The 23,475-nt window shown below is 67.2% G+C and carries 21 protein-coding genes; 2 read left to right on the top strand and 19 right to left on the bottom strand.

Annotated elements, in window-relative coordinates; genetic code table 11:
* Positions 1 to 813: 813 nt before the first annotated feature.
* The 12 genes from FYX01_RS06045 to FYX01_RS05990 all read right to left on the bottom strand — a co-directional run bounded on the left by FYX01_RS06045 (position 814) and on the right by FYX01_RS05990 (position 13,597).
* Positions 814 to 2,487 carry a flavin-containing monooxygenase gene (locus FYX01_RS06045; protein ID WP_150238383.1) on the bottom strand — a complete coding sequence of 558 codons (1,674 nt, stop codon included), beginning with the start codon at positions 2,485 to 2,487 and terminating at the stop codon, positions 814 to 816.
* Positions 2,488 to 2,562: 75 nt separating this feature from the next.
* Positions 2,563 to 3,450: an LLM class F420-dependent oxidoreductase gene (locus FYX01_RS06040; protein WP_150238382.1), complete on the bottom strand. Its 888-nt coding sequence runs from the start codon at positions 3,448 to 3,450 to the stop codon at positions 2,563 to 2,565.
* Positions 3,447 to 5,021, bottom strand: coding sequence for a class I adenylate-forming enzyme family protein (locus FYX01_RS06035; RefSeq protein WP_150238380.1), 1,575 nt, complete (start codon positions 5,019 to 5,021; stop codon positions 3,447 to 3,449). Before FYX01_RS06035 ends, FYX01_RS06040 begins: the two co-directional genes overlap by 4 nt.
* Complete coding sequence (locus tag FYX01_RS06030) at positions 5,018 to 5,986, bottom strand: amidohydrolase family protein (RefSeq protein WP_150238378.1); 969 nt, start codon at positions 5,984 to 5,986, stop codon at positions 5,018 to 5,020. Before FYX01_RS06030 ends, FYX01_RS06035 begins: the two co-directional genes overlap by 4 nt.
* Positions 5,987 to 7,174, bottom strand: coding sequence for a thiolase family protein (locus FYX01_RS06025; protein ID WP_190394203.1), 1,188 nt, complete (start codon positions 7,172 to 7,174; stop codon positions 5,987 to 5,989).
* Positions 7,175 to 7,186: 12 nt separating this feature from the next.
* Positions 7,187 to 7,909 carry an SDR family NAD(P)-dependent oxidoreductase gene (locus FYX01_RS06020; RefSeq protein ID WP_190394202.1) on the bottom strand — a complete coding sequence of 241 codons (723 nt, stop codon included), beginning with the start codon at positions 7,907 to 7,909 and terminating at the stop codon, positions 7,187 to 7,189.
* Between the two features lie 82 nt (positions 7,910 to 7,991).
* Positions 7,992 to 9,161, bottom strand: coding sequence for an acyl-CoA dehydrogenase family protein (locus FYX01_RS06015; protein WP_190394201.1), 1,170 nt, complete (start codon positions 9,159 to 9,161; stop codon positions 7,992 to 7,994).
* A 159-nt stretch (positions 9,162 to 9,320) separates the two neighbouring features.
* The gene (locus FYX01_RS06010) at positions 9,321 to 10,217 is read right to left on the bottom strand and encodes an SDR family NAD(P)-dependent oxidoreductase (protein ID WP_150238371.1); all 897 of its coding nucleotides are present in this window, start codon (positions 10,215 to 10,217) and stop codon (positions 9,321 to 9,323) included.
* Between the two features lie 65 nt (positions 10,218 to 10,282).
* Positions 10,283 to 10,987: an ABC transporter ATP-binding protein gene (locus FYX01_RS06005; protein WP_150238370.1), complete on the bottom strand. Its 705-nt coding sequence runs from the start codon at positions 10,985 to 10,987 to the stop codon at positions 10,283 to 10,285.
* Positions 10,932 to 11,750 carry an ABC transporter ATP-binding protein gene (locus tag FYX01_RS06000; RefSeq protein WP_223830327.1) on the bottom strand — a complete coding sequence of 273 codons (819 nt, stop codon included), beginning with the start codon at positions 11,748 to 11,750 and terminating at the stop codon, positions 10,932 to 10,934. Before FYX01_RS06000 ends, FYX01_RS06005 begins: the two co-directional genes overlap by 56 nt.
* A gap of 29 nt (positions 11,751 to 11,779) precedes the next feature.
* Entirely contained in the window at positions 11,780 to 12,682 is a 903-nt protein-coding gene (locus FYX01_RS05995) for a branched-chain amino acid ABC transporter permease (RefSeq protein ID WP_150238368.1), read from the bottom strand.
* A gap of 27 nt (positions 12,683 to 12,709) precedes the next feature.
* Positions 12,710 to 13,597: a branched-chain amino acid ABC transporter permease gene (locus FYX01_RS05990; RefSeq protein ID WP_190394200.1), complete on the bottom strand. Its 888-nt coding sequence runs from the start codon at positions 13,595 to 13,597 to the stop codon at positions 12,710 to 12,712.
* Positions 13,598 to 13,823: 226 nt separating this feature from the next.
* Here FYX01_RS05990 and FYX01_RS05985 point away from each other — a divergent pair, with 226 nt between their 5' ends.
* A complete protein-coding gene (locus tag FYX01_RS05985) occupies positions 13,824 to 15,095 on the top strand; it encodes an acetyl-CoA hydrolase/transferase family protein (protein ID WP_150238363.1) in 1,272 nt (423 codons plus the stop codon).
* Complete coding sequence (locus FYX01_RS05980; protein ID WP_223830326.1) at positions 15,092 to 15,583, top strand: MaoC family dehydratase; 492 nt, start codon at positions 15,092 to 15,094, stop codon at positions 15,581 to 15,583. The genes FYX01_RS05985 and FYX01_RS05980 overlap by 4 nt, the downstream gene beginning before the upstream one ends.
* Before the next feature lie 689 nt (positions 15,584 to 16,272).
* Here FYX01_RS05980 and FYX01_RS05975 read toward each other — a convergent pair.
* Genes FYX01_RS05975 through FYX01_RS05945 form a run of 7 tightly spaced genes read right to left on the bottom strand, consistent with a single transcriptional unit; the run spans position 16,273 to position 23,389 of the window.
* Positions 16,273 to 17,430: a thiolase C-terminal domain-containing protein gene (locus FYX01_RS05975; protein WP_150238361.1), complete on the bottom strand. Its 1,158-nt coding sequence runs from the start codon at positions 17,428 to 17,430 to the stop codon at positions 16,273 to 16,275.
* Complete coding sequence (locus FYX01_RS05970; protein ID WP_150238359.1) at positions 17,427 to 17,828, bottom strand: Zn-ribbon domain-containing OB-fold protein; 402 nt, start codon at positions 17,826 to 17,828, stop codon at positions 17,427 to 17,429. The genes FYX01_RS05975 and FYX01_RS05970 overlap by 4 nt, the downstream gene beginning before the upstream one ends.
* Before the next feature lie 42 nt (positions 17,829 to 17,870).
* The gene (locus FYX01_RS05965) at positions 17,871 to 19,415 is read right to left on the bottom strand and encodes an AMP-binding protein (RefSeq protein ID WP_150238357.1); all 1,545 of its coding nucleotides are present in this window, start codon (positions 19,413 to 19,415) and stop codon (positions 17,871 to 17,873) included.
* Positions 19,416 to 19,417: 2 nt separating this feature from the next.
* Positions 19,418 to 20,440 (bottom strand): acyl-CoA dehydrogenase family protein, encoded by a 1,023-nt coding sequence (locus FYX01_RS05960; protein WP_190394199.1) that lies wholly within the window; start codon positions 20,438 to 20,440, stop codon positions 19,418 to 19,420.
* Positions 20,437 to 21,657 (bottom strand): acyl-CoA dehydrogenase family protein, encoded by a 1,221-nt coding sequence (locus tag FYX01_RS05955; RefSeq protein WP_150238353.1) that lies wholly within the window; start codon positions 21,655 to 21,657, stop codon positions 20,437 to 20,439. Before FYX01_RS05955 ends, FYX01_RS05960 begins: the two co-directional genes overlap by 4 nt.
* The gene (locus FYX01_RS05950) at positions 21,654 to 22,604 is read right to left on the bottom strand and encodes an LLM class flavin-dependent oxidoreductase (protein ID WP_150238352.1); all 951 of its coding nucleotides are present in this window, start codon (positions 22,602 to 22,604) and stop codon (positions 21,654 to 21,656) included. The genes FYX01_RS05955 and FYX01_RS05950 overlap by 4 nt, the downstream gene beginning before the upstream one ends.
* On the bottom strand, positions 22,601 to 23,389 hold the full coding sequence (locus FYX01_RS05945) for an LLM class flavin-dependent oxidoreductase (RefSeq protein ID WP_150238350.1): 789 nt from the start codon (positions 23,387 to 23,389) through the stop codon (positions 22,601 to 22,603). Before FYX01_RS05945 ends, FYX01_RS05950 begins: the two co-directional genes overlap by 4 nt.
* Between the last annotated feature and the right edge of the window lie 86 nt (positions 23,390 to 23,475).

The raw sequence follows: 23,475 nt of genomic DNA, 5'->3' as shown, positions 1-23,475 counted from the left end.
GGTTCCCTGGTCGAGCGTAGGTTGGCTCGGGTACTGAGAACCTGGGGCGGAACGGTGGGAGCCGGCCACCGCGGTCTCCGAAACCGCCGATGCCCGCACTCGACCACCAGCCTGCTGACACCCGTGGAGTTCGAGAACAGACCACCCATCGCGGACCGGCCCGAGAACCAGGAACACGGCTCCATCACACCCAGCACGAAACACGTGTGGTGGGCGGGGAGGGCGCGGCACCGGCCCCCGCGGGCGGACCGGCTCACCCACGGGCAACCTGGGACCACAGAGGTTGCCTCCCCGCCGCACGGCGGCTGGAGGCAAAGGCGCTTCGTGACCGGCACGGACACCGTCGGCGAGGAACGGGTGTTCCGTGGCGGGGCGCCCGCCCTCCGGCTTCAGCCGCCCCGGGCCCTGACGGGGCGTGCGGCCCCGGCTCATATCGCCCAAGCCGCGTTCACCGGGTCTTCCGGAGGAGGCCGGTTTCCGCCTGGCACCGTGAAGGACATCGCGGCGGGTCTACAGCCGCTACGGTGCAGTTCACAGCGCATGTTCGAGGACGGCCCGGCCGATCGGACGAGCGACAGCGCGTACGCCTTCCCGTAGTACCTCGGCCAAGGCGATCTCCTCGCGTTCAGCCGGAGTGCGCCTCCGCCACACCCCCTGGCCGGCCACTGGGGCCTGCTGTGCTCCTCCGGCGGCAGATCCCCCCTTCGCCACGGCACACGGACAAGGGTCACCGTGGACCACGCGCTCTCGCTCCCCTGTGACCGAGTGAACTCTTCTCCTCGCGATTCTCCGTCCGGTTGTCTCGTGATGCCGTCAGGTCGATGGTGCCGCCGACACGGAAGAATGTGACAGAAGGAAGCTGGGATAGTCGTTCTCGATTTCCTCGGCAAGTCGGCGGCGATACCGGGGAGCACCCCCGAGATACACCATGACGCGCGGGTTGTCGTCGCGGTCGAGATTGATGTTGTGTCCGTTGAACCACGACCGTGTCTGCGACATCAGCAGTTTGGAGTTCATCTCACGCACGTGCGCGACCCACTCGATCTCTGCATCGCGACGCCCTTCGAACCTGCCGATTTCGTGCTTCTCGATGTAAAGCGCCGTCTGTGTCATCCAGTTGACGACGTCTTCGATCCCACGCGGAAAGTTGGCCGAGGCCGATCCCGACTGTGGTCCCACAAGAACGAACAGGTTGGGGAAGGAAGAGACCTGGATCCCCAAACACGTCTCCGGACCGTCCTTCCACTGGTCCTTGAGCCGAACATCATCGACGCCAATGATCTCGATCCGGTCGAGGGGCCCGGTCACAGCGTCGAATCCAGTGGCATAGACGATGACATCCAGCTCAAGGTCGCGGAATTCTCCGGAACCGAGGTCGATCCTGATACCGGTCTCGGTCACCTCGTGGATCGGATGATCCATCAGATCGACCAGTTCGACGTTGGATTTGTTGAAAACCTCGTAGAAACCAGATTCTCCCGCAACCCGCTTCATCCCGAACCCGTGGTCCTTGGGAATCAACAGGTCGGCCACCCCGGGGGCGCTGACTCGCTCGCGGATTTTTTCGGCAACGAACTCAGAAAGCTCACGGTTCGGTTCCGGTTCCATGATGCAATCACGGTAGTTACCCATGTACAGGCCGGCACCTTGGCCATTGTAGAGCTCCTCCCAGTGACGTAGCCGCTCTTCACGTGTCACGTCGGTCGAAAGCGTCCGGTCGGGCCGGTGGATGAATCCCGCCGGAGTTTCACGACACCAGGCGAAGATCTCATCGTACTTTTCTCTCAACTCGCGCATCTCCTCTGTGGAGATCGGCGCGTTGCCCAAGGGCGCACACCAGTTGGCGTCTCGTTGGAGGACGTACATCGACTCCACCCCGTCGGCGATATCGGTGATCACCTGTACACCGCTCGAACCGGTGCCGATCACCGCGACCCGCTTCCCGGTCACGTCGTATCCCTCTGGCCAGTCGAACGTGTGCGTCTCCAGCCCTCGGAACGCTCCCCGACCCGCGATCCGCGGATATGTAGGAACGGAGAGAAGACCCATCGCGCCCAGCACGAACTTGGCGCGGGTCGTCCGACCGCCCTCGAAGGTGAGTGTCCACCGCCAGTCGTCCTCCGACCACTCGGCCCGGACAACACGCGCGTTGAAGGTGATGTGCGGACGCAGGTCGAACTTGTCCGCCACGTACTCGAGGTAGGAAAGCGTCTCGGGTTGCGCGGCGAACTTCTCTTTCCAGTCCCACTCGTCGAGAAGTTCCTGGGAGAACGAGTACTGGTACGTGTAGGACTCGGAGTCGAAACGACAGCCCGGGTACCGGTTCTTGTACCACGTACCGCCGAGTCCCGCGTTGGCGTCGACCACCCGCACATCGGCCCCGATCTCGAGCAACTGGTGCAGTTGGTAGAGACCACACACCCCGGCGCCGATGATGAGGTAGTCCACCTCGGATGTCCGCTCTGTCTCGCCGCTGACTTGCGCCACGCCATCTCCTAATTAATCAAGCGCTTGCTCTATTACACGGTACCGTACAACCGCCGAGGCAGGTAGTGACGGCGCTCAAAGACCGATGATCTCGGCGTAGCGGCGCATGTCCCTCTCGTAGTTCTCGTCACCGATCCGGGGTGAGACCACGACTTCATCGATACCCAGCCGGAAGGCCTCGTCAATGTAGGCACGGGTGTCCTCCCAGTCCTTCTCCGTCGAACCCTTGTTGCGTCGACCGACCTTGAGGGAAAGCTCAGACATGTCACGACCGGCCGCCGTCATCCCTTCCTCGAGTTGCTCCAGGAAGATACGGATGTCCTCATGCGTTTGGCTGTAACCGGCCCATCCGTCGCCGAACTCCACGATACGTCGCAGAGTCGAAGCCGAATTACCTCCGACGATGACAGGCAGAGGCCGCTGGGCAGGTTTGGGGAAACAGTAGAGAGGATCGAACTCCACGAACTCCCCGCGGTACTCACTCAACTCTTCCTCGGCCCACAGGACACGCATCGCGGCCAGGTAGTCGTTCATACGGGCGCCCCGCCGTTCGAACGGCACGTCGAGCGCTTCGTACTCCTCCTCGGCCCAGCCCACACCGACACCGAACTCGAAGCGTCCTCCGCTGAGCTGGTCGAGGCTCGCCACCTGGCGGGCGGTGACGATCGGGTTGCGCTGCGGAACGACAAAGACGTACGTCCCGATGCGCAGCGTCTCCGTGCTCGCCGCGATGGAGGCGGCGAGCACCAGCGGGTCGTGTACCCCCAGCGTCCGGTTGACCTCTGCCCCGCCGCCCGACTCGTACGGGTACTTCGAGCGATAGTCCGGGAAGAACACGACGTGCTCGGGCAGCCACACCGAGTTGTAGCCGATCTCCTCGATCAGCTGGGCCGCGTCGTTGGACCACGTGCCCGATCGAGATCCCGTGCCCGGGAAAAGCTCACTGATACCAAGCTTGCTCATGGTCGGACTCCGTTGACGTTGTCGTCCGTGCCCGGAACGAACTGTTCCTTGAGCACGTGTTTCATGACCTTCAGACTGGCGTTGCGTGGCAGTTCGTCCACGAAGAACACGTTCACCGGCTTCTTGTATCCGGCGAGCCGCGACCGTGCGAAAGCGCGCACGGTCTCCTCGTCCACGGTCGCGCCCGCAGCACGTACGACGGCAGCGGACACCGCCTCGCCCCAGTGGTCATCGGGCAGACCGAAGACCGCCGCGTCGGCGACCTCGTCCATCGACACCAGAACCCGCTCGACCTCCGCCGGGTAGACGTTGGCGCCCCCGCTGATGATGAGGTCCTGGGCCCGCCCGGTGAGGTAGCAGTAACCGGTTTCATCGCGGTACCCCAGGTCACCGGTGAAGTACTCACCGTCTCGGAGTACCTCCGCGGTTTTCTCCGGCTGGCCGTGGTAACCGGAGAACATGGTGTCGGCCTCGATCACGAGCTCTCCGACCTCGCCTTCGGGAACCGGATCACCGTCGCTGTCGACGACGCGCACCGACGCGGTCGGCAAGGGACGGCCGACGGAGGAGAAGATGTCGCGTGCTGCGCCCTGTCCCGTCCAGTCCCCGCGATTGGTGATGGTGATCGGGCCGACGACCTCGGTCATGCCCCAGGTCTCCACCAGCCGGTCCCCGATGGTGTCGACGAGCTTCCTCGCCTGCTCGGATGGCAGCGGCCCGCCGGAGTGAAGCACGGTCTGCAGAGTCCGCAGCGCGGCGGGATGGGCCTCGATGGCCGCGAGCAGTCCCGGGATCAGCGGGGTGAGACCGAGTGTGAAGGTCGCTCCGTACTCGACCATGTGTCGGCCCCACTCCTGGGGTGTCGCACCGGGGATGAACGCCACGGTCCCACCGGTGTAGAAGTTCGGGAAGATCACCCCCCACAGACCTGAGACGAAGGACCAGCCCCCCGGGAACGCCACATGGCCCTGTAGCGGCATCCGGTAGGCGTACGGCACCAGCTTGACGCAGTTGACCACCGCACGATGGCTGACCAAGACGCCCTTGGGGAAACCCGTCGTGCCACTGGTGTAGCCGATCAGTGCGATGTCCTCCAACGACCGGTCGATCGGCAGGGGTGATGCATCGGCGCCGGCGAGCGCGTCGGCATACGGGGTGGCTCCCGCGGGCGGCGACTCGTCGATGGCCAACCACGTGGAGAGCCGATCGGCGGTGGACAACCCGGCCGCCACCTTGCTCGCCTGACCGGTGTGGACCAGCGCCGCGGCGCCTGAGTCGGTCAACACGTGGTCGACCTCCGGCGCTGTGAGGCGGTCGTTGACGTGGACCGCGGTGTAGCCGCCGAGCGCGAGTCCGACATAGACCTCCAGCGACTCGACCCGGTTGCCGAGCATCGCCGCCACCGGGGTCCCGGGTTCGATCCCCCGAGCGCGCAACGCGTGTGTGAGTCGCCAACCGTTCTCGACCACCTCCGCGAACGTGCGCTGTTCCCCCTGCGAGATGATCGCCACGTTGTCGGCGAACCGCTGGCCGGCCTTACGGAAGACTTCTCCCAGTGTCTCCTCGGTCATGCGTACTCCTTCAGGTCATAGAGTCGTACCGCGTTCCGCGCCAGGAAGAGCGCGAGTTCCTCTGTGCTCAACACGGGAGGATCCCCCGCGTGTGACGACGCCAGGTCGCGCACTCTCGTGATCCATTCCTCCAGGTGTGCTCCGTCGGGGTCCTCTCTGGGCCCGCGGATGATGTCGGAGCCGAAGACGAGGCGGTGTGCGCCGATCTGGTCCCGCATCCGACGCACTCGCCGTCGGAACTCGGGGTAGTCGGTGAGGGCGCAGCGCTGCCACAACGACAGTTCCAGGTAGGCGTGCTGCCAGCCGGTCGCGCAGTCCAATGCCTCCGCCCACCACGCCTCCAGTCCGGCGTGGGCGAACACCACACGGAGTTCGGGATGGCGCGACATCATCGAGGCGACCTCGGCGGGGCGGCACCGGGCGACCTGGAGCGGGTCTCCGCCCAGCGGGCTCGTGTGGACCACGACGGGCAGTCGACGCTCCTGCAGTTCGTCGAACAGCCAGGAATGCGCTTCGTCGGCGAGGTCCCACCCCGCCGCCGGGTAAAGCTTGAAGCCCTTGCAGTGGGGGTGTTCGAGCGCGGCGGCGAACAGTTCGCGTGCGTTCCCGTGTCTCGGGTCGAGACCGGCGCAGAAGTAGAGACGTCCTTCGTTGGCCGCGCAGACGTTCTCGTAACGTGCGTTGAGTTCACCAATGGGGAGGTGTCGTCCACCCGGCGTCCCGACGATCGTCCAGTCGACGACCGGTACCACTCCGGCGGCGACCCCCGCACGGTCGAAGGCCGCGGTGGTCAACGCGGCGTTCGGGTCGCTCTGCCCCACCGCCACCCGGTCCATTAGGATCTCGGGGTCGCGCTCGGGGAGTCGCCGACCGGACGCTTGTCTGGCCCAAGCACGGCGTAGACCCTCAGGGAGCCAGCTCGCGTCCCAGACGTGCATGTGCGCGTCGATGACGAGGTCGCTCATCTAGCCCCTCCCCAGCACGTGCACCGTGGAGGCCGCTGTCTGCCAGTCCACCACCCCGCCACCGATCTGCACCACCGCGCGTTCCGGCGCGGTGTCGAGTTGCAGCTCCCCGGCCTCCCCGCGCAGCTGCGCCACCACGTCGTGCACTTGCGCCAGACCGCTGGCACCGAGCGCGTGGCCCCGGCCCACCAGACCTCCCGTCCGGTTGACCGGCAGGGTTCCGTCCGCCTCGGTGATCCCCTCGGCGATCCACCGGTGCTCCTCACCCCTCTGGCAGAGACCGACATCGGTCCAGGCCATCAGTTCGTAGGCGACCGAGGCATCGTGCACCTCGGCCAGATCCATGTCCGAAGGGCCCAGACCCGCCTGCTCGAACGCTGCGAGCGCCGATGCCTGGACCGCGTTGGGCGCATCCGGCCGGTCCTTGGGCGGGCGGGTGGCCAGCTGCGAGGCGAGGATGCGAACGGCGCGGTCCGACGCCGCCACCTCGGGTCTGCTCGTGACGACGACCGCGGCGGCGCCGTCGCTGACCGGCGAGCTCATCAGCACGGTGAGGGGGTCCACAACGACACGCGCCGCGAGCACTTCCTCCGTGGTCGCGCCGAAACGACGGTGGGCGAACGGGTTCAGCATGGCACTCTTCAGCGAGCGGGACGCGACCTGGGCAAGGTCCTCGACCGTTACTCCGCGCTCATCGAACAACGCGGTGGCCAGCTTGGCCTGGCGGTCGACGAACGGGCTGCGGTCCTGCCCCGCCCCCTCCCCGGTGCTGAAGCTCTCCTCCACGTCCGCGCCCGCCGCGTAGGCGCTGAACATCCGTTGCCGGTCGGCGTGGTTGGCCTTCTCCACACCCAGTGCCAACACGGTGTCGTACATCCCCGACGCGACCGCCATCCACGCGAGGTGGAGCGCGTTGCCCCCCGAGGCGCAGGCGTTCTCGACGTTGTGGATCGGGATGCCGGCGAGCCCGAGCGGATAGCCCACCACTTCGCCGCGAATGCACTCCTGGCCGGTGATCAGGCCGGCGAGCGCGTTGGAGAAGAACATCGCCTGGACATCACCTACCCCGATGCCGGCGTCCGCCAGTGCGGCGTCCACAGCCACCCGGCCGAGGTCCTTCATCGAACGGTCGAGAAACTTCCCGAACGGGCTCATACCCACGCCGCTCACCACCACGGTCTCAGCCATCGTCATCCTTTCTCAAGCAGGTGCGAGCGGGGGCGTCGGCCATGCGGCGCTGACTCCCCCGTCCACCAGCAGGTTCTGGCCGGTCACGTAGCCCGCATCGTCGCCGGCGAGGAAAGCGACCGCCGCGGCCACTTCCTCAGGGGTTCCCTCTCGCCCCATCGGGACCACCGAGCCGCGCGTTGCTCCCCCGTCTCCGAACTCTCGTCGTACCAGCGCAGAGTCGATGTTGCCCAGGGCCACCGCGTTGGAGCGGACCCCTCGGCCGGCGTAACGCACCGCGAGGTGTCGCATCACGCCGAGTTGAGCCGCCTTGGTCGCTTCGTAGGAGAGCGAGCGCCGGCTGCTCAGCACTCCGGCCGTGGAGCCGATGAAGACGAACACGCCCTGCCGCCGGGCGAGCATCTGCGGCAGTGCCGCTTGGGCCGTCAGCCAGTGCGAGCGGACGTTGACGGCGTTCGCGGTGTCCCAGTCCTCCAGGGACTGCACCTTGGCCGGCTCGTGGCCGGAGACACCGACGTTGCAGACCACGACGTCCAGGCGCCCGCCACCGAACCGCACGGCCTCCTCGACCGCGGCCCGACAGGATTCGGGGTCGGCTGCGTCGACCTCGACGGCCAGACCCGGGGTCTCAAGGTGGGCCACCGTCAGCTCGGCGCGCCCGCGGTCCTTGTCACCGACGACGACCCGGGCTCCCTCGGAGGCGAGCCGGAGCGCGATCGCGCGTCCGTTACCCATGGGGAGCTCCTCTCCCGCACGTGTGGGACCCTCGCTTCCGCCCCCCAGGACGTAGGCGACCCTGCCTTCGAACCGACCCATCTCAGTAGCTCCTCGGAAGGCCGAGTACCTGCTGGGCGATGAAGTTCAGCGACATCTCCTGACTCACCGGCGCCAGGCGCATGATGCGCGCCTCCCGCCAGTACCGTTCCACGTGGTACTCCTGGGCGTAGCCCAGTCCACCGTGGGTCTGCATGGCGCGGTCCGCGGCCTGGTAACCGGCGTCGGCGGCGAGGTACTTCGCGATGTTGGCCTCGGCGCCGCAAGGCTGGTCGGCGTCGTACTTGGCCGCGGCGATCAGCGTCATCTCCCAGGCCGCCTCGAGGCGCGCGTACGAATCTGCGAGCGGGTGGCTCAAGGCCTGGTTGCTGCCGATCGGCCGATCGAAGACTCGGCGCACCTTGGCGTGCTCGGTCGCTCGTCGCATGGCCGCCTGACCGATCCCGACGGCCTCGGCGGCGATCAGCACCCGCTCCGGGTTGAGACCGGAGAGAATGTGTTTGAAGCCCTTCCCCTCCTCGCCGACGAGCCGCCACCCCTCGACCGGTAGGTCGTCGTAGAAGGTCTCGCACGAGGTGACCGCGTTCCGTCCCGCTTTGGGGATCGGCCGGATGTCGACGTACTTCGGGTCCATGTCGACGAGGAAGAGGCTGAGCCCGTCGAAGCGCCGGGCGGGGTCATCGGGTGCCGGAGACGTACGTGCCAGCATCAGGGCCACCGAGGATTCGATCGCCTTGCTGGTCCAGATCTTCTGGCCGCTGATGCGCCAGCCGTCGCCGTCGCGCACCGCCCGCGTCTTGATGCGTGACGTGTCCGTACCGGCGTCCGGCTCGGTGACGGCGAAGGCCACATGGAGGTCTCCGGCGGCGGCCTGGGGCAGGAACGTCTCCTTGAGCCGGTCGTTGCCGTACTTGATCACCGGCTGCAGCCCGAAGACGTTCATGTGCAGGGCCGTACAGCCGTTCATCGCCGCGCCCGAGGCAGCGACCTCACGCATGAGGATCGCCGCCTCGGTGACGCCCCGCCCGCCGCCCCCGTACTGCTCCGGCACGGCGATGCCGACCCAGCCGCCGTCCGCCATCGCGGTGAAGAACTCCCAGGGGAACCGGTGGTCGCGGTCGCAGGCCAACCAGTAGTCGTCGTCGAACTCGGTCAATCTTTCTCTGACCGCCCCCGCGATGAGGGCATGGTCGGGGTCGAGTAGCTCTGGCACGAGCCGCCTCCAGATTCAGCCAGCGCCCATCGCTGGGCTCCTTCGTCGAATGTCGACCGTGGTCCGCGGCGTTCACGCCGGGATCACCCCACTGTATCAAGCAAGTGCTTGATTTCCTATGCGCACACCCGTACCACCCCGGCTCGGCAGTAGCCGGGCTCAGCCTCGCAACATCTCGGTGAGCAGGGTGAGCTCCTGCTGGAAATCGGTCAGCACCACCGTCTCGGCGGGGTCGTTGATCTCCTCCCAGGCGTCCCGGATGCGTTCCGCGGTCAGTTCACGTGCGAAGAGACCCGGTGTCTGGGCGACCAGCACACGTGCGACGCGGCCGCCGCCGACGTTGTACACCTCCCCCGTGGCCTCACACTCGCGCGCGCTGAGCCACAGGACCAAGGGCGCGACCAGTGAGGGATCGAGGCTGTCGGCGAGGTCGCCGAGCAGATCCTCCGTCATCTGGGTCCGAGCCCCCGGTTCGATGGCGTTGACCAGTACACCGGAGCGGGCGCCCTCGATCGCGAGAGTCTTGGTGAGACCGATGATGGCGGCCTTGGCCGCCGCATAGTTGGCCTGGCCGAAGTTGCCGAACAGTCCCGCGGCCGAGGTGGTGTTGATGATCCGCCCGGACCCCTGCCCCCTCATCACCGGCCAAGCAGCCTTCGACATCCACAGCGTTCCACCGACGTGCACCTTCATGACCGGGTCGATCTCCTCGCTCGAGATCTTGGAGAAGGAGCGGTCACGCAGGATCCCCGCGTTGTTGACGAGGATGTCGAGTCTCCCGTAGGTCGACGTCGCGAGGTCGACGACCCGAGCCGCCCCTTCCGGTGTACTCACGTCGGTGCCCTCGACCGTGGCGGTGCCCCCCGCCACCCGGATCTCGTCGACGACCTGCCGCGCGGGTGAGACCGCGCCGCCCGCACCGTCGCGCGGTCCGCTGACGTCATTGACCACGACCCGGGCACCGCGTTCGGCCAGCAGCAACGCGTGCGCACGGCCAAGGCCCTGTCCGGCGCCGGTGACGATGGCGACCTGCCCGTCAAGGCTGATCTCACTCATGGGACTCCTCATATTCGGGGCCGACACCCCGTCGGCCGGATTCGACGGCCGAGCCTCTGAAGGACTCATCCGAACAGGGCGGCCATGGCCTCACTACGCTCGCGAACCTCTTCCGGTTCGCCCGAGGCGACGATCTGTCCTCTCTGCATCACGTACACCCGGTCACTGACCGCGAGTGCGAGTTCGGCGTTCTGCTCGACGAGAAGGATCGTCGCACCCGCCTCGTGCAGCGTTGTGATGGTCTCGAAGAGCACGTCGACGATCGAGGGCGCAAGACCCATCGACGGCTCGTCGAGCAGCAGTACGTCGGGGTTGGTCATCAGTGCACGCCCGACCGCGAGCATCTGTTGCTCACCGCCGCTCAGCATCCCCGCAAGCTGGTTGCGCCGTTCAGCGAGTCGGGGGAAAAGATCGAGGACGTGCTCGTGCCGCACACGGAACTCGGCTTTGGTACTGCGCCTGCTGTAGGTCGCCAGACCAAGGTTCTCCTCCACGGTCAGCGGCGGTGCGATACGGCGCCCTTCAGCCACCAGCGCGACACCGGCACGCACTACCTTGTGGCATGTCCAACCGGTGATATCGGCACCGTCGAGCTCGACGGTGCCGCCTGCGGGGCGGTGCAGCCCCGCAATACTGTGCAGTGTCGTGGTCTTGCCCACACCGTTGGAGCCGATCAGCGCGACCAGCGATCCCTTGGCAACGTCCAGGTCGATTTCACGAACCGCCTGAACCGCGCCGTGCGCGGCGGAGAGTCGCGATACGCGCAGCATCGGAGCGCTTTCCAAAATAGGCCTCCCTCACATCGTCTTGCTCCAGACACCAGCCCGGCGTACCTTGCGCGAGCATCACCCCAGAGTTCATCACCGACACCGACTCACAGAATCCCTCGACGAGCCTCATGTTGTGCTCGATGAGGATCAAGGTGAGCCCGGATTCGCGCAGTTCGAGCAGGAGCTGCCCGATCTCGTGGGACTCGGCGTCGTTCATTCCAGCGGTCGGCTCGTCCAGCAGCAGTACCTTCGGATCGGTGGCGAGCGCACGGGCGATCTCCACTCGACGCTGGTCACCGTAGGAGAGTGTTTCGGCGAGCTCATCGTGTGCGGATCTCACTCCGACCTGTTCCAGGATGGAGTGAGCCTGCTCGCGCACCCTTCTGCGCTCACGGCGCTCGCCTGGGCTGAGGAGGAGCGTCCCTCCGATGGTGGAGGAACGACGCAGATAGGCACCGGCCACCACGGTCTCCAGCACCGTCATCCCCGCGAAGAGGCGGATGTTCTGGTACGTCCGGGCCACCCCGTGCCGGGCGATCCGATGCGGCGGTATCCGCGTCACCTCGTGACCGAAGACCGAGATCGAGCCGTCGTCGGGGGCGATGAAGCCACTGATCATGTTCAGCACGGTGGTCTTACCCGCACCGTTGGGACCGAGAATGCCGTGGATGCGTCGTTCGGCGACCTCGATGTCGATGTCGGACACGGCGGTCAGGCCGCCGAACCTCTTGGTCAGGCCCGCGATCTCGACCGCGGGGGTCACTGACCCGGAAGCCTCGGGAGAAGCCGAGGTCATGAGACCACCTCCTGGTTCGCCGAATCGCGCGACGCACTGGCGCCAGGGGGCGCCTCACCCCGCGACCGGTGTCGGAACAATCGGAACCGTCGCAGGTCGACCAGGCCGCGTGGCATGTAGATGATGATGGCGACGAGAAGGACACCGGTGACCACGCGGTCGTAGTCACCCATCACATCGCGCAACAGCTCGGGCAGGATCGTGAACACGAGGGCGCCGACGATCGGGCCCGCCCAGTGAAACGCTCCGCCCAGGACGACGGCTGCCAACGTCACAAAGCCGAGGTGGGTGTAGAAGGTGTCCGGTCCGATGTACTGCAGGAAGCTCGCCTGCATCACACCGGCCGCTCCCGCGAAGGCGCCGGAGAGGATGAAACCCACCAACTGGATGTGGCGGGTCGAGATGCCCAGGGTCTGCGCGACCGCAGGGTCCTCCCTCACCGCGTCGGCGGCAAAGCCGAAGCGGGAACCCGCCAGTCGCGACAGCACGAACCCGGCGATGGCCAAACACCCGATCAGCCACAGCCATGTGCCGAGCTCGCCCGGCACCAGCGTGCCGGCGGCACCACCCGTGTAATCCGGAAGGTTGATGATCAGCACCCGGCCGATGAGCACCATCGCGATGGTGGCCATCGCCAGGTAGTGACTGCTGAGCCGAATGACGATCCCGGCCGTGAGTACCCCCAGACCCGCACCGATGACCACTCCGAGCACCAGTCCGAGAAACGGGGGGAGGCCCAGGGCGGCGGAGAGGTAGCCGAAGGTGAAAGCACCCACGGCGCCGAAGAAGATCGGTGCCAGGCTCAGGACTCCGGTCCATAGGGACGCATACACACTCAGGGCGAAGAGCGCGTTCACACCGGCGAACTGGAGTGTGGTGATCCAAGCGGTTGTGCTCACAGATGACCCTTTCGAGACGCGATGCGGTCAGGCGCGGACCAGTTGACGTTCCCTGAACAGCCCTTGGGGCCTGGTCACGAGGACCAGCAGCAGGATTCCGAAGGTGATGGCATCGCGGAAGTCGGAGGAGATGTACTGAGAGCTGAGGACCTCCAGAACCCCGATCGTCACCCCCACCGCGGCCGCGCCACGAATGTCGCCGTAACCACCCACCACGACCGCGGCGAAGCCCTTCAGCAGCAGAGCCTCTCCCAAGCCGAACGACACGTTGTTGTCAGCCAGCCCCGAAAGGAGGCCGGCGATCCCGGCGATCCCGGCCGCCATGAAGGCGACGACCAGGAGGGTCCACCGGGGATTCACGCCCACGATCGCCGCCGAGCGACTGTCCACCGAAACCGCGCGCACCGCCGCTCCGAACCGCGAGCGACTGAGCAGGAGGTGAACCGCCGTGACCACGAAGATCAGCGTCGCCACGATCAGGATGTGGGCCGGCAGCATGACGATCCCACCGATCTCCATAGGCGTCGATGGGACCACGTCGATCGGAAAGCTCTTGGTGGTGGGCCCGATGAACGCCTCTGCGACGTTGAGCAGAACAATCCAGATGCCGATACTCGCGATGATCGGAGCGAACGATCCAGCGTTGCGTTTGCGCAAGGGCCCGAAGGCGAAGACCTCTGCCAGCACACCGAGGAGACCCGCGAAGACGACGCCCAGCACCGCCGCGACCCAGAAGTTCAATCCCCCCTGGACGACCAGCCAGAAGGAGGAGAGTGCTCCCCAGGTGGCGAAGGTCCCGTGCGCCACGTTCAGGATCCCCATGCGCGCCAGGATGAGGGCGAACCCGATCGCGAACAGAGCGTAGACCGAGCCGACCGCGAGCCCGTTGAAGAGTTGTTGCGCTAACAGTCCCACCGAGTCGATCTCCTGCCTCTAGAGGTCCGACGAGCATCAATCGAGCGCTCGCTAGACACCAAGTAAGCCACGTCACACCGACTGGGGTCAATACACAATCAAGCACTTGCTTCATTCTGGCATTGCGGCTAGTGTCGCTGCACGGACGTGCGAAAACGTCCCCCATCGGCTGCGACCCGCTTCCGGTCCGGCAACCTCGGCTGGGCCCGTGCATAGAGGAGGAGCGATGAAGCCGTCTCGGACGGTCTCCGCGACCGCGGCGATCCGAACCATTCCTCCTCGAAGCACCGTCGTGGCGGCACCCGGCTGCGGCACCCCGGAGACGCTGCTCACCGCGCTCGGCGGGCTCGCGGACACGCTGAGGTCGGCGCGCCTGTGTTCAGGCCTTCAACTCGGCTCGTATCCGTTCCTCGAAGCCTCGGCGGCCGGCCACCTCCCGTACGTGACGTGGCACCCCTACGGCCCCGCCCGTGCCGCCCTGCGTGCCGGCAGCGTCGACTACGTACCGGCACGCGCCTCGGCCGTCCCTGAACTGCTCGATCTCTGGAACACCTCCGTCGCTCTGGTGCGTGTTTCACCCCCCGATCACAACGGGTGGTGCAGCCTCGGCCCGTCGGCCAGCTACGTCAGGCACGCGGTCGACCGCGCGGCCCTCGTGTTGGCCGAGGTCGACCCCGAGGTCCCCCGCACCCACGGCGATTCGATGGTGCACGCCACGTCGATCACCCGCTTCGTCGAGGCCGACACACCGATGTGCGAGTTCCCCGCCGCGACACGGGACTCGGTCAGCGACCGTGTGGCCGAGCACCTCCTGGCGCTCCTTCCTGAACGACCAACCCTCCAACTGGGGATCGGCGCCGTGCCCGAGGCGCTGACGGCCTTCCTCCTCGACAGCGGACTGCGCGACGTCCGCTTCGTCGGAATGGCCAACGACGCGATGGTGCCGTTGTTCGCCGCCGGAGTCACCCCCTGGAGCACCGAGCCCCGACCAGCCATCCTCGCCGCGGAACTGATGGGCACCCGGCAGCTGATGGAGTTCGCCCACCACAATCCCGCGATCGTGCTGCATGACAGTAGGTCCTCGCACTCCCCGCAGGCACTCGCTCAGATCCCGCGCCTGGTCACGGTGAACTCCGCGGTCGAGGTCGATCTAGCAGGCCAGGTCAACGCCGAACTCGTCGGGAGCCGACAGATCTCCGGGATCGGTGGCAGCGCCGACTTCGTCGAAGCCGGGTTCGGGTCGCCCGGAGGTCTTTCGCTCATCGCCCTGCCCTCGACGACCCCCGACGGTCGCCGCAGCAGGATCGTCTCCCGGCTCGGCACCGACATCGTCTCGCTCGCCCGCCACACTCCCGACGCGGTCGTCACCGAGTACGGCGTGGCCTGGTTGCGCGGCCGCTCGGTCACCGAGCGGGCCCATGCACTGGCCGAGGTGGCCCGTCCCGATCACCAGGCTGCGCTTTCGGCGTCCGCCTCCCGACCGCAGGAGATCCCGTGACCGTTCACACCCGACGTGGCCGCTACTACGAGGAAATGATCACCGGGGACGTCTTCAAACACGAGCCCGGACGAACGATCACCGAAACGGACAACGTCCTGTTCTGCAGCATGACGCTGAACACCCAGAGCCTGCACTTGGACGCCGTCAAATCCGCCGACTCCGAGTTCGGCCAGCGCCTGGTCAACAGTCTCCTCACACTCAGCATCGTCTGCAGCATCGGCGTGCCCGACCTGACCCAGAAGACCACCATCGCCAATCTGGGTTTCCAGGAGATCTCCTTTCCCGCACCCGTCTTCATCGGCGACACGCTCTACTGCGAAACCGAGATCGGCCCGAAGCGGCTCTCCGCGAGTCGTCCGGGTCAGGGCATCGTCACCCTTGAACACCGCGGCCTGAACCAGAACGGTGCCGAGGTCTGCAAGGCCGTTCGCACCGCCCTCGTGCACCTGCTGCCCGAGGACGAGGGCACCGCCGCCTCAGCATGAGCGGGCCAAGCGCCACAACGGGGTGTTCCCATGGCTCGGACACCCGGGCCTGAGGACGAGGGCACCGCCGAAGAGCCGGTCGTCCGCCCCCGCGGTCCTACGGGGCCGGCCGAGGTTTCGACGGCGAGGGTCGCGGGGCCCGTGGGCGGGCCGGCAGGTGGGAACACGCAGGGCGTTGCGGTGCGTCCGGGGCCGGGCCCCGGCCCGCTCACCGGCCTGTCCGTTCAACGAGTCCTGTTGAAGCGCTCGGTACCCGACCCGGGCCTGGGGGCGCGGCCTGGGGCACGAGGCCACCCGGCACGGGACGTCCTCGTGCCGGACCGGTGGTCCGCCCCTGCCAGGACCTGTTCGGAGTAGGAGTACCTCCGGGCCACTCCTGCCCCGCACCCCCGATGGTGAACCCGCCCGGGGCGCTGCAGACCGCATGGCAGTGGGGCGAACGCGGCCACGGCGTTCTCACCGCCGGTCGGACCGCGTCCCTGAAGGGAGCAGCCCCGGGGAAGGCCCGCGGAACCGGTGCCGCACGACAGAGGTCGCCCTACTGCTACAGAGGGCGCCCTGTCCGAGACCGGTCCTCGCACGGGAAACCGCTGCGGTGAGGCAGTCCGCACGAGCGGGCCGCCCCCTGTCAGGGGCGGCCGAAATCCGCTTTCCTTCGGTCAGGGAGCCGGTCGTCTCCCCGGATGGGATCAGCCGAGTGTCGCCTCACTACCCAGGACAAGCGTCCCAGAGGTCATGAACATGCCGCCGACCCCTACGGCCACGCTGACATCGACCCCCTCGACCTGCGCGGGAGCGCTTCCACGAACCTGGCGGACGGACTCCTGGATGGCGAACATGCCGTACATCCCGGTGTGCGTGTACGCCAGTCCCCCGCCGTTGGTGTTCAGCGGTAGTGCACCGTCCGGCGCGGTGTTGCGGTCGGCGACGAACGCGGCGGCCTCTCCGCGACCGACGAAACCGAGGTCCTCGAGCCCGTACAACGGGACGTGGGCGAAGGCGTCGTAGATCATCAGGTGGTCGACGTCGGCGTGCGCGACCTCGGCCTGAGCCAGTGCAGCGCGTCCACCTCGCTCGATCGCACGAGAGGAGGTCAGGCTCGACAGACCCGAGACCACCGAGGACTCACTGGACTCACCGGCTCCCAGCACGTACACGGGCGGAGCCGCCGCGTCGAGCTTCCTCGCCCGGTCCGCCGAGGTCAGTACGAGGGCTCCACCACCGTCGGTGACCAGGCAGCAGTGCGATAGGTGGACCGGGTCCGCGATCACGGGCGAGGCCAGGACGTCGTCGACGGTGATCGCCTGCCGCAGCTTCGCGCGGGGGTTGCGTGAGGCCCACTCCCGCTGGACGACCGGGACCATCGCGAACTGCTCCTCGGACATACCGTACTCGGCCATGTAGCGACGTACACCGATCGGGAACAGGGACGGAGCGCCGAGCGGCCCGTAGGGAACCTCGAACTGAGCCATCATCGACTGCGGGGCCGGGTCCCACGGTCGCATCCCCACTCTCGAACGGCCGGACTCACCGTGCGTGACCAGTACGGTGGAGCACAAACCGGACGCGATCGCGGCCATGGCGTGGCGCACGTGCAGCATGTAGGAGCATCCACCCACATTGGTGGCGTCCAGGTACTCGGGCACGATGCCCAGGTAATCGGCGACGTCGTTGGGCAGTTCCCCGGCCGAGGCGACACCGTCGATGTCCGAAGGTTCAAGACCGGCGTCGGCGAGCGCGTTGAGCGCGGCGTCCACATGCAACTGCAGCGCCGACATGTCCGGCACCTTGCCCAACCGGGTGCTCTCCGCGGCGCCGACGATGGCGATCGCTCCACGCAGACTCATACTGTTCCCACCTCCGGGACGAACTGGACCACCCGTCGCTCACCGCGTTGTTCGAATTCGGCGCGCACCGGAAGACCGGCCGACACGGCGTTCGGGTCCTCGACCAGGATGTTCGACATCAGCATCGGCCCCTCTTCGAGCCGCACCAGGGCGATGACGTACGGCGCCTCCTCAGCGAACACGCCGGGCCCTCGGTGATTGACCACCCAGGACGCGACCGACCCACGACCGCTCACGGGGATGAGGCCGACGGCACGTGAACCACAGCCGGGGCAGCACATCCGCGGATACAGGAACCGAAGCGCGCAGTTCTGACAGTGGGCCACGGTCAGTTCTCCGACGTCGATCCGGTCGAACCATTCCTGCGTGTCAGGGGTGGGTGAGGCGACAGGCTTCACGACTTCCCTTTCGGTTGGAGGGGAGCGGGTGGCCGGCGCCGTTCAATGCCGGACCATCGGCACCAAGAGCTGCTTGCGCAGCTTGCCGTTGGCCGCCCGGGGCAAGTGCTGCACCACCGTGACCGTGCGAGGCACCTTGTACCGGGCAAGCCGATCCGCGAGGTACTCCCTGAGCGCGACCTGGGCGGAGCGCTCGTCGGTCGCGAGCCCGGAGTCGGGGCGCGTTTGCACGACCGCGCCCACGCACTCGCCCCATTCGGGGTCCGGCACGCCGATCACGCCCACGTCCTCGACATCGGGGTGGCTCAGGATCGCCGCCTCGACCTCGGCCGGATAGACGTTGATTCCGCCACTGACCACCACCTCGGCCGAACGGCCGAGCAGATAGAGGTAACCCTCCTCGTCCAACCGGCCGAGATCGCCGACCGTGACGAAGTCACCCACACACGAGGACCGGGTCTTCTCCGGGTCACCGCGGTACTCGAACGCACGGGGCCCCATCCGCAGATAGACCCTGCCCGTCTCACCGGTCGGCACGTCTTCGTTGTCGGAGCCCAGAATCCGGACCTGGGCACCCGGCTGCGCACGCCCCACGCTCCCCGGGCGCTCGAGCCACTCGCCTGAGGAGATCACGGTGCCGGCCGCCTCGGTGGCCCCGTAGTACTCCCAGACCACCTCGCCGAACCAGTCGATGACGCCCCTCTTGACCTCCTCCGGGCAGGGACCCGCGCCGTGGACCAGAGTGCGCATGCTGCCGACGTCGTAGCGGGAGCGCACCTCGGCGGGAAGCCGGAGGAGCCGGTGCAGTTGGGTCGGCACCATATGGGTGGTGGTGACCCGCTCCTGGTCGATGAGTCGCAGAGCCCGCTCGGCGTCGAACCGCTCCATCAGGACGACGGCGTGCCCGAAGTGGAGGGAGGCGACGGCAAGGCCGCTGACGGCCGTATGGCTCAGGGGGGAGGTGACCAGGTTACTCCCCCCGTTCAACGGCGCGATGTCGAACATCCCGAGTTGCCACTGTGCCCCAGCGGCGAAGACGTCGTCGGGATCGCCCTCGGCCAGCCGCCGGTACACGCCCTTGGGGCGGCCGGTCGTCCCCGAGGTGTACCCGAGGTAGGCACCGGGGCTGCGGTCCTCTAGCGGACCGGCGGAGTAATCCTTGCTCTCGGCGAGAAGGTCCCGGAAGCCCTCGGCCCCGCCCAGGGCGAACCGCCGCTCGGCGGGAAAGCCGACCTCTCCGGCCGCAGCGGCGAGCACCTCGGTGTAGGCCTGCGAAGCGATCGCCACAACCGGATCGGCGTCGGCCAGGATGTGGGCCACCTCCGAGGTGGTCAGCGCGGTGTTGATGGGAACGTAGTAGGCACCACTCTGCTGACAGGCCAGCACGACGGACAGGTTCACCGCCTCGTTGGCGGCGACGGCCACGACCCGGTCACCGTGCTCGAGCCCCTGATCCCGTAGTAGCCGCGCCACCGCGTTCGCCTGCGCCAGAAGCAGCCCCCGTGAGATCCGCGAGCCGTCGGGGTCGACCACCGCACAGGCATCGGGGTCGGCGGCCGCGAGTCGCCAGAAGCCGAGTGCGCTCATCCTCATTGCTCCTTGTTCATGTGGGTCAGCAGGTCCTGGGCGAGCGCACGGCGATGGGTCGTCGTCGTGCCGTAAGCGGCGCTCAGACTCATCACCCGCTTCAGCCAGAAATGGAGGTGGTACTCCCATGTGAAACCTGTGCCGCCGTGCAGTTGAAGCGCCTCGACATTCGCGCGGTCCGCAGCCTGACCAGCGTACGCTTTGGCCACGGCCGCACGGTGAGCGGCATCGTCCTGGGTCAAATCGCCGAGTGCGCTCGCCGCGGCGGCTTCGGCCATGTCGACGCCGACGGCCACGTCGGCGATCTTGTGTTTGACCGCTTGGAAGGAGCCGACCGGTCGGTCGAACTGGTGCCGGACGCTGACGTATTCGACGGTCATGTCCACGAGTCGGCGTGCGGCGCCGGCCAACTGACACGCCGCACCGGCCACGGCGAGAGTCCTCAGCCGCGTCGCGATTCGGGGTGAGGTGCCGAGCACCTCGCCCGCGCCCCGCGGGGTCACCCGGGCCACCGGCCGCAAGGGGTCCACCGCGTTGAGCCCTTCGACCTCCAACTCCTCGGGCCGGTACGCCGTCACCCGCCCTTCGGCTTCGATGTCGAGCACCAGGTCCGCGTCTTCTCCGAAGACGACGTAGGGATCGAGGTGGCTCAAGCGGATACCGACGATCAGTTCACCCTCTGCGAGCGCTTCGAGCCGAGCGGAGGATTCAGGATGGTCGGAGAAGGCCTCGAACGCCGTCGCGCCCAGCACCGCGGTCTCCAGGAACGGCTCGGGGACTGCGTGGTACCCCATCGCGTGGAGCACCCCCGGCAGGTGCTGCGGTGTGAGCCCGGCCCCGCCTCGGTCCTCCTGGATCAGCGCGGAGAGGAGCCCTGTATCGGCGAACCGTCGCCACAGCTCCGGGCTGTGCACGGCGCCGACGTCGATTCGGGCACGTAGATGGTCCACACCGCTGTAGCGTTCCAACAATTCGGTGGTGACCTCGTCGAGCTGACGGCGGTCGGTGTCCACATTCCCGGTCATGACGGTCGGGGCTCCTTGGGTAGTCCGAGTACGCGCTCGCTGATGATGTTGCGCTGGATCTCCGAGGTACCTCCGAAGATCATGGCCGCCCGCGCGTACCAGTAGCGGTGGTGCCACTCCTGCCATGCGTGCGCGGTGACGGGGTCGTCCCGGCCGATGGTGCCCGGGTCACCGATGACGGCACCCTCCTCGGCCATGAGGCGCAGTCCGGTGGCGAAGATGTCGTGCTGCATCTCGGTCCAGTAGAGCTTGTTGATGCTCGCGGTCCGGTCCAGGTCTCCCCCTGCCTCGGAGAGTGCCGCCAGCCGGTAGACGTTGGCGCGGTACACCTCCGTGGTGACCAGCACCCGGCCCAGTTCGTCGAGAGCGAGCGTGTCGTCGGTGAAGCCCCGCTGGCGTACCAGCCCGGCCAGTGCCGCGACGTCGTTGGAGAACTTCGCGTGGTCACCGAAGACCGCCCCGCGCTCGAATCCCAGCGTCGACATCGCGATCTGCCAGCCCTGGTCGACCTTGCCGACCACGTTCTCCACCGGGACGCGGACGTCGGTGAAGAACACCTCGGCGAAGCCTTGGGTGCCGTCGACCATCGTCAGCGGCCGGACCTCGACTCCGGGGCTGCGCAAGTCGATGCACAAGAAACTGATCCCCGCGTGCTTGCGCTTCTTCGCCGCTTCCGGATCGGTCCGCACGAGTGCGAAGATCCAGTCGGCGAAGCCGCCCATCGAGGTCCAGATCTTCTGTCCGTTGACGACGTAGTGATCACCGTCCCGGTCAGCGCGTGTACGCAGCGACCCCAGGTCCGAGCCCGCACCGGGCTCGGAGAAACCCTGGCACCAAACGGTGCTGCAGGAGAGCAGGTCGGGGATCCACCGCCGACGTTGCTCCTCGGTCCCGTACTGCATCAGCACCGGGCCGAGCAGGTAGAGACCGCCCATGTTGACGCGCTCCGGAGCGCGGGCGCGGTAGTACTCCTCGGCGAAGGTGATCGTGTGCCGTAGCCCGGCACCGAGACCCTCGTACTCGACCGGCCAGTCGACTGCCGCGTACCCGCCCTCGAAAAGGGTTCGCTCCCACTGACGGTGCTGGTCGAACCCCTCCCGGGTGGTCCACGGTCGGAGTTTCTCGGCCGGGACGTTCTCAGAGAGCCACTGGCGCACCTGTGTCCTGAACTCGTCCACGGAACCGTCGAAGACGTCTGTTCCCTTTGTCGCCATCATGCGTCCGATCCCGTCAGTTCCAGGGCATCCGCAACCTCGGACATGACATGCGCGTAGTTGTCCTCGGTCATTCGCAGGGAGATATTGACGCCGTCGACACCGAGTTCGGCGTACCGGGCCACGATTCGTGAGAGATCCGCGATCTCACCCACAGCGCGAAAACCGGCGATGACGTGTACGTCGTCGCGGGAGCGCCCCGCCGTGGCCAGGTGCCGGTCCAGGGCCTCCAGGCCCTCCTCGAACTCCGCGGGCGTCAGATTCCACGGGTACCAACCGTCCGCGACGGTCCCCGCGCGCCGTACCGCCGCACGCGAGTGGCCACCGATGAGGACGCGCGGCGGTGTGGTCCCAGCCGGGAGCGAGGATCGTTTCCCCCTGTCGCCGCTCCAGGCGGTCTTCAGATCGTTGATCAGACGTTCACAGCGTTTTCCCCGTACGGTGAAGTCGCTCTCGCACGCCTCGAACTCCTCGGCAGACCACCCCACCCCGACCCCCAGGTCGAACCTGTCCCCGGTCAGTTCCGCTACCGTCAACGCCTCTCGGGCGAGAAGACGAGGATTGCGCAGCGGCAGAAGAAGCACCGAACTTCCGAAACGCAGTCGAGTCGTGGCCGCACAGACCGCGACCGCGGTTTGGAACATGTCGAGCAGCCCCTGTTCCGGTGCCGACTCGACCTCCGCCTTGCCGTCGACGACCTTGTTGTGCTGCTCCTTGACATCCGGATTCGCCGCGATCGGCGCCTCAGGATAGGGATAAACCGAGTCGTACTCGTCGAAGAAGAGGACGTGCTCGGGCATCCAGATGCCGTCGAAACCCGAAGCCTCGGCGGTTCGGGCGAACTCGGTCATGAAGTCCAGGTTCCGCTTCTCGCTGCCGTCGAAGAGATCTACGAGCCCGATCCGGACCCGGCCACGAGATCCCATGACGCCGGCGCTGTTCGTGCTCACGCGATCACCTTTCTCAATTCGTCGGCCCCGGGGACGTGCTCGAAGACGGCGACCAGTTCGTCGACACCGGCCGCGGCGGCCCCCTCCCTGCTCGCCCCCGTCTCTCCTGCGTCGACGAACCAGGTCTTGCGCACCTGAGCCGCGTCGGCACCGAGAACGTCGGCCAGTTCCCCGAGGCCGTTGCGCAGCTCACCCTCGTTCACACGCCATGCGAGCCACCCGTCGATGTGACCGCGGCGTTCGAGCACCCGCCGCAAGGCCTTCGTCCCCCGCAGGTGCACCGGGAGGCGGCGCTCCCCTACGGTCTTGGGAAGGGCTATCGCACCTGCGAACGTGACCGTGTCACTGCGAACCTCACCACGGCACCGCGTCCACAACGCCTCCATCGCGGCCAACCGGTCCATGGCGGTACCGAGGGAGTCCACGCTGTCGGCAGGGCCGTCGTCCTCAAGGAGTCCCTGTGGCGGTTCGTCCACGTCGATCCCCAGTTCCACACGCCCGTCGGAGAACCAGTCGAGACTGGCCAGCTGTTTGGCGCGCACCGCCGCTGCTCGCACGGAGGGGAGGTCACCCGCCAAACCGAGGCGGATCGTCCGCGTGGCGCGGGCCACGCAGTGCAGACCCAGTGTCGGGTCGTGCGCGGAGCTCGTGAGGACCTCTCGGTCACCCAGCGCCCACCAGGACGCGAAACCGAGTTCTTCGGCCGCGCGTGCCCCTGTCTGAATCGCGTCGTACAGGGAACCGGTCGATCCGGACCCGAACGCGCACGCTATGCCGAACTCCATCCCGTCTCCTTTGTTCTGTGCGGTATTCGGGCCCGCTCTGGATGGGGACCATCACGGTGGGACCGGGTTGCACTGCGGCCCCACCG

The sequence above is a fragment of the Nocardiopsis quinghaiensis genome, assembly GCF_008638365.1.
Classification (GTDB): Bacteria; Actinomycetota; Actinomycetes; order Streptosporangiales; family Streptosporangiaceae; genus Nocardiopsis; species Nocardiopsis quinghaiensis.
Note: the sequence above shows the minus strand (reverse complement) of the source record. Positions and strands in the feature narration are given on the sequence as shown.